Origin of the sequence: Streptomyces pathocidini (assembly GCF_001418495.1) — a bacterium.
In the GTDB taxonomy this organism is placed as follows: domain Bacteria; phylum Actinomycetota; class Actinomycetes; order Streptomycetales; family Streptomycetaceae; genus Streptomyces; species Streptomyces pathocidini.
This window is the reverse complement of the sequence record NZ_LIQY01000096.1, coordinates 1-12,703: the sequence shown is the minus strand read 5'-3', so window position 1 is coordinate 12,703 and position 12,703 is coordinate 1. Positions and strand designations below refer to the sequence as shown.

The window sequence follows — 12,703 nt, the reverse complement described above, 5'->3', positions numbered from 1 at the left end:
TGTGACAAACCCCCTCCCGTCACCCACCCCCACCCTCAACGGAAGCGCTGACGCGCTATGACAAACATCCCCGAGACGGGGCGCACCCCCCGTGTGACGATCCGTCTCATCGCGCTCCAGATCCTCGTCTTCTCCCTGCTGCTCACCCTCGGCGGACGCCTCTGGCTGCTCCAGATCCGCAACGGCGCGGAGTACGCCAGCGAGGCCGCCAGCAACCACGTACAGCAGGTCGTCCAGCCCGCCGTCCGCGGCTCGATCCTCGACGCGCGCGGCGTGCCGCTGGCCGACAACGAGACCCGGCTCGTGGTCTCCGCCAGCCGCACCGACCTGCTGAAGATGGCCGACGACGGCGACGCCGTCCTCACCCGCCTCGCCGACGTCCTCGACATGACCCCCAAGGAGGTCAAGGAGAAGGTCCGGCTCTGCGACGCCAAGACGCCGCAGCCCTGCTGGAACGGCTCGCCCTTCCAGCCCATCCCGATCACCGACGAGGCCACCACCCAGCAGGCGCTCCAGATCCGCGAGCGCTCCGAGGACTTCCCCGGCATCACCGCGGAGCCCACCGCCGTACGCCGCTACCCCTCGCCGCTCAAGGCCAACACCGCGCAGGTCCTCGGCTACCTCTCGCCCGTCACCGACGAGGAGATCCAGAAGGCCAAGGACAGCGACTCCCCGCTCCTGCGCTCCGACCAGATCGGCCGCTCGGGCCTGGAGCGGGCCTACGACAAGTACCTGCGCGGCGACGCGGGCGTCACCCGCTACGAGGTCGACAACCTCGGCCGTGTCATCGGCACCACCAAGAGCGACAAGGGCCAGGCCGGCTCCTCCGTCGTCACCAGCATCGACGCCCGCGTGCAGGCGCTGGCGGAGAAAGAGCTCAACCAGGCGATGGTCACCGCCCGCCAGGAGATCGACCGCAACACCAACCGCCCGTACGAGGCGGACGCGGGCGCTGTCGTCGTCATGGAGGCCAGGACCGGCCGGGTCGTCGCGATGGCCTCCAACCCCGACTACGACCCCAACGCCTGGGTCGGCGGCATCGACGGCAAAACGTACAAGAAGCTCACCAGCAAGGCCTCCAACTACCCGCTGCTGAACCGCGCCATCCAGGGCCAGGCCGCCCCCGGCTCGATCTTCAAGGTGATCTCCACGGCGGCCGCGGTGCAGGCCGGGAACGACTTCAACGGCGGCTACCCCTGCACCAGCGCGTACAGCATTGGCAACCAGGTCTTCAAGAACTTCGAGTCGCAGAGCCACGGCGCCATCAGCCTCGGCCGGGCTCTCGAGGTCTCCTGCGACACCGTCTTCTACAAGCTGGCGCACGACCAGTGGCGCAAGGACGGCGGGCTCAAGCCCAAGAAGAACGCCAACGACTGGTTCTACAAGACCGCCCACCAGTTCGGCCTCGGCGCCGAGACCGGCATCGACCTCCCCAACGAGGTCAAGGGCCGCGTCCCGGACCGCCAGTGGAAGAAGGACTTCTGGAAGGCCAACAAGGACGGCTGGTGCAAGCAGGCCAAGGCCTGGCCGAAGAAGAAGGACTTCGACACCGTGCTCGCCCGCGAGGGCTGCCTCGAGGGCATGAAGCTGCACGCCTACGACGCGGTCAACTACTCCATCGGCCAGGGTGACACCCTCGTCACCCCGATCCAGATGGCCACCATCTACTCCGCCATCAGCAACGGCGGCACGCTCTACGACCCGACCGTCGGCAAGGCGGTCGTCAGCCCGGACGGCCAGAAGGTCCAGGAGATCCAGCCCAAGTCCCACGGCAAGCTGCCGGTCTCCAAGAAGACCCTGGCGCAGATGGACGACGCCCTCGCCGGCGTCGCCACCCGCGGCACCGCGGCCTGGCGCTTCGGCGGCTGGCCGCAGGACAAGATCAAGATGCACGCCAAGACCGGTACGGCCGAGGTCTACGGCAAGCAGACCACCTCGTGGTTCGCCACGTACACCAAGGACTACTCGATCGTGATGACGATCTCCCAGGGCGGCACCGGCTCCGGCGCCTCCGGTCCCGCGGTGCGCAACATCTACAACGCCCTCTACGGCGCCGACGAGAAGGGCGGCCTCGACAAGAAGCGCGCCCTGCTCCCAGAGCCCCAGAAGGACCTCCCCAGGATCGACCGGGACGGCACCATCGAGGCCGAGCCCGCGAAGCCGTACGAGCCGGCGTCCCCCAGCGAGTCGGCGAGCCCGCCCCCGCTGGCCGCCCCCCTGGAGAGGCGGAGGTTCTAGTGGCCGGCCCGACCAGCAGCTTCTCCGTCAGCCGCTACCGGCCCGACACGGGCCTGTGGGGCAAGCTCACCGCGCGCGACTCCATGGTCCGGCGCATGGACTGGATACTGCTCGGCTCCGCCCTGCTGCTCTCCGGTCTCGGCGCGCTCCTGGTGTGGTCCGCGACCCGCAACCGCACCGAGCTCAACCAGGGCGACCCGTACTACTTCCTGTTCCGGCACGTGCTCAACACCGGCATCGGGCTCGCGCTCATGGTCGGCACGATGTGGCTCGGCCACCGCACGCTGCGCGGCGCCGTGCCCGTGCTGTACGGGTTCTCCATCCTGCTGACCGCCGCCGTCCTCACCCCGCTCGGCTCCACCATCAACGGCTCGCACGCCTGGATCCAGGTCGGCGGCGGGTTCTCGCTCCAGCCCTCGGAGTTCGCCAAGATCACGATCATCCTCGGGATGGCGATGCTGCTGGCGGCCCGGGTCGACGCGGGCGACCGCCCGTACCCCGACCACCGCACAGTGGTCATGGCCCTGGCCATCGCCGCGCTGCCGATCGGGGTCATCATGCTGATGCCCGACCTCGGATCGGTCATGGTGATCGTCGTGATCGTCCTCGGCGTCCTGCTCGCCTCCGGCGCCTCCAACCGCTGGGTCGTCGGCCTGGTCGCCACCGGGGCCACCGGGGCCTTCTGCGTCTGGCAGTTCGGGCTGCTGGACGAGTACCAGATCAACCGCTTCGCCGCCTTCGCCAACCCCGACCTCGACCCGGCGGGCGTCGGCTACAACACCAACCAGGCGCGCATCGCCATCGGCTCCGGCGGCCTCACCGGCACCGGCCTCTTCCAGGGCCACCAGACCACCGGCCAGTTCGTGCCCGAGCAGCAGACCGACTTCATCTTCACGGTCGCGGGGGAGGAGCTGGGCTTCCTGGGCGCGGGCCTGATCATCGTGCTCATCGGCGTCCTGCTGTGGCGCGCCTGCCGCATCGCCCGCGAGACCACCGAGCTCTACGGGACGATCGTCGCCGCCGGGATCATCGCCTGGTTCGCCTTCCAGACCTTCGAGAACGTCGGCATGACCCTCGGCATCATGCCGGTCGCGGGCCTGCCGCTGCCGTTCGTCTCCTACGGCGGCACCTCGATGTTCGCGGTATGGATCGCGGTCGGCCTCCTCCAGTCGATCAAGGTGCAGCGGCCCGTCTCGGCCTAGGCCCTTCCGGCGGACCGGCAGACCCGGTTCCGGGCGGTCCGGCCCCCTCTGGTCCCCGCCGCGGTGGCGGATCACCGCCACGGCGGTCTCCAGCGGCCCCGCGCGGCGAAGCGAGCCCGCCCCCGTCCGGGCAAGGGCTGTTGTTCACCCTGGTGCCGGACTAGATTCATGGTATGGCCGACCGGGTACGCGAGATCGAGCGCAAGTACGAGGCCACCGAAGGCGGGCTGCCCGACCTGACCGCCGCCGCCGGGGTCGCGGACGTGGTCGACCGCGGCGTCGCCTCCCTCGACGCCACTTACCACGACACCGGGACCGAACGGCTGGCGGCGGACGGCATCACGCTGCGCCGCCGCACCGGCGGCGGCGACGCGGGCTGGCACCTCAAACTGCCGCTCGCCGAGGACACCCGCGAGGAGATCCGCGCCCCGCTGACCGACCGCCTCCCGCGCGAACTGGCCGCCCTCGTACGGTCGCGGGTCCGCCGCGCCCCGCTCGTCCCGGTGATGCGGCTGCGCTCCGAGCGGAAGCTGCGCCAACTCCTCGACGCGGACGGCCGGTTGCTCGCCGAGGTCAGCGTCGACGCGGTCAGCGCGGAACGGCCCACCGGCGACGGGGCCGGCCCCACCGCCCACTGGACCGAGATCGAGGTCGAACTTGCGGAGGGCGCCGACCCCGCCGTCCTCGACGCCGTCGAGCGTCAACTCCGGAAGGCCGGGATCCGCCGCGCGCCCGGCCCCTCGAAACTCGCCCGGGCGCTGGCGGAGACCAGACCGGGACCTCGTCAGAAGGCCAAGCCCGTCAAGCCCGCCAAGACCGCAGAGCCCGCCAAGACCGGCAAAAAGGCCAGGACCGCCAAGACGGCGAAGCCCGCCAAGCCGTCCGAGAAGCCGAAGAAGCGGGTCGCCACCGCCGGGGACCAGATCCTGGACTACGTCCGTGCCCAAGCCGCCGCCCTCGTCGAGCTCGACCCCGCCGTACGCCGCGAACTGCCCGACTCCGTCCACCGGATGAGGGTCGCCACCCGGCGGCTGCGCAGCGCCTTCCGCTCCTTCGGCAAGGTCCTCGACCGGGCCGCGACCGACCCGATCGCCGACGAGCTGAAGTGGCTCGCCGCCGAGCTGGGCGTCGACCGGGACCGCGAGGTACTCACCGCCCGACTCTACGAGCGGCTCGGCGAACTCCCCAAGCCGTTGCTCATCGGCCCCGTCCGCGGCCGGCTCCGCACCTGGTCGGGCACCCGCCGCCGGGGCGCCCGCCGCCACGTGACCGCCGTACTCGACAGCGACCGCTACTTCGACCTGCTCGACAGCCTGGACGCACTCCTCGCCGACCCGCCGCTGCGCCCGGCGGCCGCCCGCCCGGCGCTGGAGGTGGTGCCCGGCGCCGTACTGCGCGACTTCGACCGGCTCGAGGCCCGGATGAGGGCCGCGCTCGCCGCCCCCGTGGGCCCGGAGCGGGACCTCGCCATGCACGAGGCCCGCAAGGCCGCCAAGCGCGCCCGCTACTCCGCCGAGACCGCCCGTCCCGCGATCGGCAAGCCCGCCCGGCGGTTCGTCCACCACATGAAGGCGCTGCAGGACGTCCTCGGCGACCACCAGGACAGCGTCGTCGCCCGTGAGGCCCTGCGCGAACTGGCCCTCCAGGCCCAGGCCGCCGGCGAGAGCGGCTTCACCTTCGGCGTCCTCTACGGCCACGAGGAGGCCCGCGCCACCACCCGCGAAAGCGAGCTGGCGGGAGCCTGGGCGGAGGCCGCCGACCCGCGGCGGCGGGCGGGGCTGCGCGCGTAACCGGTCAAGGGAGACCCGTGGAGCACGTTAGGCTTGAGGGTCACCCCTGCCCGCACACGAAAGATCACCGCGATGCCTGTCGAGTCGGTCTTCCCGCGCCTGGAGGCCCTCCTCCCGCACGTGCAGAAGCCCATCCAGTACGTCGGCGGGGAGCTGAATTCCACAGTCAAACCGTGGGACTCCTGCGACGTCCGCTGGGCGCTCATGTACCCGGACGCGTACGAGGTCGGGCTGCCCAACCAGGGCGTCATGATCCTCTACGAGGTGCTCAACGAGCGCGAGGGCGTCCTCGCCGAGCGGACCTACAGCGTCTGGCCCGACCTCGAGGCCCTGATGCGCGAGCACCGCGTCCCGCAGTTCACGGTCGACGCGCACCGCCCGGTCGGCGCCTTCGACGTGCTCGGCGTCTCCTTCTCCACCGAGCTCGGCTACACCAACCTCCTCACCACCCTCGACCTCGCGGGCATCCCCATGGAGACCGCGGACCGCACCGAGGAGCACCCGGTCGTCCTCGCCGGCGGCCACGCCGCCTTCAACCCCGAACCGATCGCGGACTTCATCGACTGCGCGGTCATCGGCGACGGCGAGCAGGCCGTACTGGAGATCACCGGGATCATCCGCGCCTGGAAGGCCGAGGGCCGCCCCGGCGGCCGCGACGAGCTGCTGTTCCGCCTCGCGAAGACCGGCAGCGTGTACGTGCCGAAGTTCTACGACGTGGAGTACCTGCCCGACGGCCGCATCTCCCGTGTCGTACCGAACCGTTCGGGCGTGCCGTGGCGGGTCGCCAAGCACACCGTGATGGACCTCGACGAGTGGCCGTACCCGAAGCAGCCGCTCGTGCCGCTGGCCGAGACCGTGCATGAGCGGATGTCCGTGGAGATCTTCCGCGGCTGCACCCGCGGCTGCCGCTTCTGCCAGGCGGGCATGATCACCCGCCCGGTGCGCGAGCGGTCGATCACCGGCATCGGCGACATGGTCGAGAAGGGCCTGAAGGCCACCGGCTTCGAGGAGGTCGGCCTGCTCTCCCTCTCCTCCGCGGACCACAGCGAGATCGGCGACGTCGCCAAGGGCCTCGCCGACCGCTACGAGGAGGACAAGATCGGCCTGTCCCTCCCCTCGACCCGCGTCGACGCCTTCAACATCGACCTCGCCAACGAGCTGACCCGCAACGGCCGCCGCTCCGGTCTGACCTTCGCTCCCGAGGGCGGCTCCGAGCGCATCCGCAAGGTCATCAACAAGATGGTCTCGGAGGAGGACCTGATCCGCACCGTCGCCACCGCGTACGGCAACGGCTGGCGCCAGGTGAAGCTGTACTTCATGTGCGGTCTGCCGACCGAGACCGACGAGGACGTGCTGCAGATCGCCGACATGGCGACCAAGGTCATCGCCAAGGGTCGCGAGGTCTCCGGCAAGAACGACATCCGCTGCACCGTCTCCATCGGCGGGTTCGTGCCCAAGCCGCACACCCCGTTCCAATGGGCCCCGCAGCTGTCCTCCGAGGACACCGACGCGCGCCTGGAGAAGCTGCGCGAGCGGATCCGCGGCGACAAGAAGTACGGCCGCTCGATCGGCTTCCGCTACCACGACGGCAAGCCCGGCATCGTCGAGGGCCTGCTCTCGCGCGGCGACCGCCGCGTCGGCGCCGTCATCCGCGCCGTCTACGAGGACGGCGGCCGCTTCGACGGCTGGCGCGAGCACTTCAGCTACGACCGCTGGATGTCCTGCGCCGAGAAGACGCTGCCCGGCTTCGGGGTGGACGTCGACTGGTACACCACGCGCGAGCGCGCCTACGAGGAGGTCCTGCCCTGGGACCACCTCGACTCCGGCCTCGACAAGGACTGGCTCTGGGAGGACTGGCAGGACGCCCTCGACGAGACCGAGGTCGAGGACTGCCGCTGGACCCCCTGCTTCGACTGCGGCGTCTGCCCGCAGATGGACACCCACATCCAGATCGGCCCCACCGGCAAGAAGCTGCTGCCGCTGACCGTGGTGAAGTGACGTGCCACGCCCCCGCAGGGAACCGGGCGGGGGCGTGGCACGTACTCTTTAAGGAGTACGACCGCTCTCACGAAGAGGACTGAACGACACTGGGCAAGCGACAGCCCGAAGGCCCCCCGCCCGCACCGGCGGTGCAGCGCATCCGACTGCGCTACACCAAGCGCGGCCGCCTCCGGTTCACCAGCCACCGTGACTTCCAGCGCGCCTTCGAGCGGGCGCTGCGCCGATCCGAGGTGCCGATGGCGTACTCGGCCGGCTTCACGCCGCACCCGAAGGTGTCGTACGCCAATGCCGCACCCACCGGCACGGGCAGCGAGGCCGAGTTCCTGGAGATTGCGCTCACCGAGCCGCGCGACCCCGCATCGCTGCGGGAGTCGCTCGACGCGTCGATGCCCGACGGGCTCGACATCGTCGAGGCGGTCGAGGCCCGCACCTCCGGGCTCGCCGACCGGCTGACGGCCTCGGTGTGGGAGCTGCGGCTCGACGGGGTCGGCCTGCCGGAAGCCCGGCAGGCCGTCGCGGCCTTCCTCGCCGCCGAGACCGTGGAGGTCGAGCGGCGGACGAAAAACGGGTTGCGGACCTTCGACGCCCGTGCCGCGGTCGTCCGCCTCGAGGCCCTCGACGGGGCGTTCGAAGGGGCGGCTGATAGGCCTGGGCTGGGGGCCTGTGCGATACTGCGGCTGGTTGTCCGGCATTCGACACCTGCCGTACGACCCGACGACGTCCTGTCCGGCCTCCGCGCAACGGCCGACCTGGCGCCGCCGGTCCCCGCAGCGGTGACCAGGCTGGCGCAGGGGCTGCTCAATGAGGAGACCGGCACGGTGACCGACCCGCTCGCACCCGACCGCGAGGCAGTCACGGCCGCCCCACCCACGGCCGCCGGGCTGACCGCCGCGACGGGAGGATCGCCCGCTCGCGGGGGAGTGCCGGAAGGTTCCGCGTAGGACTCGCCGATGTGCCGTCGATGCACCAGGGAGCCACCCGGGTCCGGCAGGCGCACTGACACAGCAGACTTTCGCCGGTGTCGGCCATACGGCCCCGGCGAGTGACGACATAGCTCCCGTGTGGCGCCCGCGCCCCGGACAGCGGCACCGCGCACATCACGCGGGCCGCGGCCGGAAACAGACGCGGCGCCCGGGAGCGTGACGGGAGAACCGCCCGCATGCTCGAGCCGATTGAGCCCACGGAGGCGGCGCACAGCCGCGCCGCCGGGGACAGCTCAGAGAACAGCAACAGCCCCAGCGACAACCTGCCGCCGCGCCGGCGCCGCCGCGCGGCCTCCCGCCCGGCGGGACCGCCGTCCGCGGTCGGCGGGGCGCAGGTGCAGGACGTCGCCGTGACCACGGACGCGCTGGCCGCCCCGGCGGCGGACGCCCCGGCCACCGGCGCTTCGGCCATACCGGCCGGGGACGCGGTCGCCGGTGGTACGGACCAGGTGGCGCCCGAGGAGACCGGCGGTGCCGCCCCGAGCGGGGCCGCGTCCGCCGCCCTCGCCGCTGAGCCCGCTCCGACCGCCGCCGAGGCCGCGGTCGTGCACGAGGACGCCGCATCCGCCCAGGTGCCCGCCGGGTCCGTCTCGTCCTCGGACGTGGCGGAGGACGAGACGGCCGAAGGCGAGGAGGCCCTGGCCGGCGTGCTCGCCGCGACCGGATCGGACGCCGAGACCGGGGCAGGGGAATCCGGAGCGGCCGGGTCCGCCGATGACCCGACGGCCGGATCGACCGGCGCCGCCGCGTCCGGCGACGAGGCCAAGCCCGCCCGTACGCGGCGCCGGGCCACACGCAAGGCCTCCGCTCCGGCCGGTCCGCCGCAGGGCGGCGAGGCCGCTGCCGAGGTCGTGACCGCGAGCCGTGCTACCGAGGGCGCGACTGCGCGGGACGGCGACAAGGCTGCCCAGGAGTCGGCCGGTGCCGAGTCCGCCGCAGCCTCCGAGGAGCCGGAGCCCGCTCGTACGCGCCGCCGTGCCTCCCGCCGCGCGTCCGCTCCCGCCGGCCCGCCGCAGGGCGGCGACGAGATCACGACCGCCACCACCGAGGGCGAGTCCGCCCCGACCGCCGCCGAGCGGCCTGTTGAGGAGCCCGCGATCACCGACGAGACCCCCGCCGAAGCCGGAACCACTGCCGACAGCGAGGCGCCGCGCGGTCGTACGCGCCGTCGGGCATCGCGTAAGGCGACCGCTCCCGCCGGTGCGCCCCGGGCGGCCGAGAGCGACGCGGCCGCGCAGGCGCGGGCCGAGGAGGCCGCCGTGGTGGCCGGGGTCAGCGCGCCCGCCGCCGGGGCCGACGAGGTACCGATCGAGGTCGCCGTCGCGGCCTCTGAGGAGGACGAGGCTCCGCGCGGGCGGGCCAGGCGCCGCGGCTCCCGCAAGGCCGCGGCAGCCGCCGTGTCCACCGAGGGCGGGCAGCCCGCCGACGAGACGCGGACGCAGGCCGGTGCCGGGGCCGCGCAGGACCGGGCAGCCGGTGAGGAGAGCCCGGCCGAGGGTCCGGCGGCCGGCGAGGCCGCGGGTGCCCGCGCCAAGGCCGGATCACGGACCGAGCAGGCCGGTGCCGAGGCCGCGCAGGCCGCCGAGGGCGGTCGGCGTTCGCGCCGTGGCGCCAGGAGCGAAGCGGAGCCGCGGGGCGCTCGGGGCGAGGCGGAGGCCGGAGCCGAGGGCGCCGCGGGCACGGCCGCGAAGGCCGGATCCCGCGCCGAAGCCGAGCAGGCCGCTGCCGAGGAGGTTGCCCCGGGGGCGACCGGGCGGCGCAGGCGGGCCCAGCGGCCGCCGACCGCCGTGTTCCAGGCGCCGGTGTTCACCGAGCCGATGTTCCAGACGCCGGAGACCGCGGCCGCCGCCGCGGCGGCCGAGCGGGAGGAGGCCGAGGAGGAGCCGCGGCCCGCCGCCGCGGCCCGCCGCCGTCGCCGCCGTGGCGCCGCCGAGGAGGCCCCCGCCGAGACTGCGCAGGCCGCCGAGGCGGTCGAGGAGCCGGCCGAACCCGAGGCGGAGGCCGATGCCGAGGGCGGCGAGGAGGAGTCGGGCGAGCGCCCGGCCCGCCGTCGCCGTCGCGGTGGCCGCCGCCGTCGCCGGGGCGAGCCCGCCGAGGGCGCCGAGGCGGCCGAGGAGGCCGAGGCGGAGGCCGAGGAGGCCGGGGCCGAGAGCGAGGAGTCCGCCGAGGAGCAGGGCGAGGACGAGTTCGAGGGCTCCGGCGGTACGAGCAGCAGCCGCCGTCGCCGTCGCCGTCGCCGCCGCAGCGGGGACGCCGGCGAGGCACCCGCCGAGGGCGACGACCCGGAGCGTACGGTCGTCAAGATCCGTGAGCCGCGGGCCAAGGCCGAGCCGTCCGACGAGGTGCAGTCCATCAAGGGCTCGACCCGGCTGGAGGCCAAGAAGCAGCGCCGCCGCGAGGGCCGCGAGCAGGGCCGCCGCCGGGTGCCGATCATCACCGAGGCGGAGTTCCTGGCGCGCCGCGAGGCCGTCGAGCGCGTGATGGTGGTCCGCCAGCACGGCGACCGCACCCAGATCGGGGTGCTGGAGGACAACGTCCTCGTCGAGCACTTCGTCAACAAGGAGCAGGCCACCTCGTACGTCGGCAACGTCTACCTGGGCAAGGTCCAGAACGTGCTGCCGTCCATGGAGGCCGCGTTCGTCGACATCGGCAAGGGCCGCAACGCCGTCCTGTATGCGGGTGAGGTCAACTTCGAGGCGCTGGGCATGGCCAACGGCCCGCGCCGCATCGAGACCGCGCTGAAGTCCGGCCAGTCCGTGCTGGTCCAGGTCACCAAGGACCCGATCGGCCACAAGGGCGCCCGGCTGACCAGCCAGGTCTCCCTCCCGGGCCGCTACCTGGTGTATGTGCCCGAGGGCTCGATGACCGGTATCAGCCGCAAGCTGCCCGACACCGAGCGCGCGCGTCTGAAGCAGATCCTCAAGAAGATCGTCCCCGAGGACGCGGGCGTCATCGTGCGCACCGCCGCGGAGGGGGCGAGCGAGGACGAGCTGCGGCGCGACGTCGAGCGGCTGCAGGCGCAGTGGGAGGAGATCCAGAAGAAGTCGAAGAACGGCGGCAGCGCGCCGACGCTCCTCTACGGTGAGCCGGACATGACCGTCCGCGTCGTCCGCGACATCTTCAACGAGGACTTCACCAAGGTCATCGTGAGCGGTGACGACGCCTGGGAGACCATCCACGGATACGTCTCGCACGTCGCGCCCGACCTCACCGACCGGCTCCAGAAGTGGACCTCGGACGTCGACGTCTTCGCCACGTACCGGATCGACGAGCAGCTGATGAAGGCGCTGGACCGCAAGGTCTGGCTGCCGTCCGGCGGTTCGCTGGTGATCGACCGGACCGAGGCGATGGTCGTCATCGACGTCAACACCGGCAAGTTCACCGGCCAGGGCGGCAACCTGGAGGAGACGGTCACCAGGAACAACCTGGAGGCGGCCGAGGAGATCGTGCGCCAGCTGCGGCTGCGCGACCTCGGCGGCATCATCGTGGTCGACTTCATCGACATGGTGCTGGAGTCCAACCGGGACCTCGTACTGCGGCGGATGCTGGAGTGCCTGGGCCGGGACCGTACGAAGCACCAGGTCGCCGAGGTGACGTCGCTGGGCCTGGTCCAGATGACCCGCAAGCGGGTCGGCCAGGGCCTGCTGGAGTCCTTCTCCGAGGGCTGTGTGCACTGCAACGGCCGCGGTGTCATCGTGCACATGGAGCAGCCGACGTCGGCCGGTGGCGGCGGCAAGCGCAAGCGCAAGGGGAAGGCGGCGGCCCAGCCGGAGCCGACGCCCGAGCACGAGCGCGCACGGGAGCCGGAGGTCATCGAGGCGGAGGCCGAGACGGCGCCGGAGGCCGTGGCCGAGGTCGCGGCGGAGGTCGCCGAGCCGAGGGCGCTGCCGGAGCCGGCGTTCGCACCGGACGAGGAGCTGTTCAGCAGCGCGGCGGAGGCCGAGGCCGCGGCGACACGTGGGCGTTCGCGCCGGCGGGCGAGCCGCAAGGTGTCCGCTCCCGCGGGTCCGCCGAAGGCGGCGGAGGAGGCGGCCGTGGTCGTCACGCCGTCGGCCCCGGTGGCTCCTGCGGCGCCGGACTCGCCGGCGGCGGGCTCCGGGGGGGGCGCGGGCAGCGCGTCGCGGATCCGGTGCCGGCTGAGGCCCCGGTGCACGGTCTCAGCCGACGCAGCCGGTCAGCAGGCGTCGATGTAGCGGCTGCCCGCCCAGTTGCCGTGCGGGTCGCCGTAGGGTGCGCCCGGTGTCGTGTACACGAGCTGCTTGTTGGCGTTGTACATCCTGGCCTTGGTGCCGTTGGACTGGTTGTTGTACCAGGAACCGCCGGTCCTGGCCGCGATGCCCTGTAAGTAGCAGTCCTTGAACTTGAACACCAGGTTCGTGTAGTTCGCGCCCGCGTAGCCGCAGAAGTAGTACTTCGGGCAGCTGGCGGGCGCCGCCGTGATGCGGGCGCCCGAACTCTGCTTCGCTGCGGCGGAAGTGGCGGACTGGGT

Annotated in this window: 6 protein-coding genes and 1 pseudogene; 6 read left to right on the top strand and 1 reads right to left on the bottom strand. The window is 72.6% G+C overall.

From position 1 onward, the window contains the following. Positions 1-57: 57 nt before the first annotated feature. From mrdA to AOK16_RS06340, 6 genes are all read left to right on the top strand, one after another. Complete coding sequence (gene mrdA / locus AOK16_RS06365) at positions 58-2,238, top strand: penicillin-binding protein 2 (RefSeq protein WP_055471240.1); 2,181 nt, start codon at positions 58-60, stop codon at positions 2,236-2,238. Further along, positions 2,238-3,440 carry a rod shape-determining protein RodA gene (gene rodA / locus AOK16_RS06360; RefSeq protein WP_055471239.1) on the top strand — a complete coding sequence of 401 codons (1,203 nt, stop codon included), beginning with the start codon at positions 2,238-2,240 and terminating at the stop codon, positions 3,438-3,440. Before mrdA ends, rodA begins: the two co-directional genes overlap by 1 nt. A gap of 173 nt (positions 3,441-3,613) precedes the next feature. After that, positions 3,614-5,230 carry a CYTH and CHAD domain-containing protein gene (locus AOK16_RS06355; RefSeq protein ID WP_055471238.1) on the top strand — a complete coding sequence of 539 codons (1,617 nt, stop codon included), beginning with the start codon at positions 3,614-3,616 and terminating at the stop codon, positions 5,228-5,230. A gap of 72 nt (positions 5,231-5,302) precedes the next feature. Further along, entirely contained in the window at positions 5,303-7,228 is a 1,926-nt protein-coding gene (locus AOK16_RS06350) for a TIGR03960 family B12-binding radical SAM protein (RefSeq protein WP_055471237.1), read from the top strand. 131 nt (positions 7,229-7,359) lie between these two features. Beyond that, positions 7,360-8,172 (top strand): TIGR03936 family radical SAM-associated protein, encoded by an 813-nt coding sequence (locus AOK16_RS06345; RefSeq protein WP_055471236.1) that lies wholly within the window; start codon positions 7,360-7,362, stop codon positions 8,170-8,172. 218 nt (positions 8,173-8,390) lie between these two features. Next, positions 8,391-12,407, top strand: coding sequence for an Rne/Rng family ribonuclease (locus AOK16_RS06340; RefSeq protein ID WP_055471235.1), 4,017 nt, complete (start codon positions 8,391-8,393; stop codon positions 12,405-12,407). Here AOK16_RS06340 and AOK16_RS06335 read toward each other — a convergent pair. After that, positions 12,389-12,703 (bottom strand): annotated as a pseudogene (locus AOK16_RS06335) (hypothetical protein); the annotation flags it as partial. The gene AOK16_RS06340 and the pseudogene AOK16_RS06335 sit on opposite strands and share 19 nt — an antisense overlap.

Excerpts from the sequence above, each read along its gene's own strand:
- AOK16_RS06340 (WP_055471235.1), top strand. The coding sequence starts at position 8,391 with ATGCTCGAGCCGATTGAGCCCACGGAGGCGGCGCACAGCCGCGCCGCC.
- AOK16_RS06355 (WP_055471238.1), top strand. The coding sequence starts at position 3,614 with ATGGCCGACCGGGTACGCGAGATCGAGCGCAAGTACGAGGCCACCGAA.
- AOK16_RS06350 (WP_055471237.1), top strand. The coding sequence starts at position 5,303 with ATGCCTGTCGAGTCGGTCTTCCCGCGCCTGGAGGCCCTCCTCCCGCAC.
- mrdA (WP_055471240.1), top strand. The coding sequence starts at position 58 with ATGACAAACATCCCCGAGACGGGGCGCACCCCCCGTGTGACGATCCGT.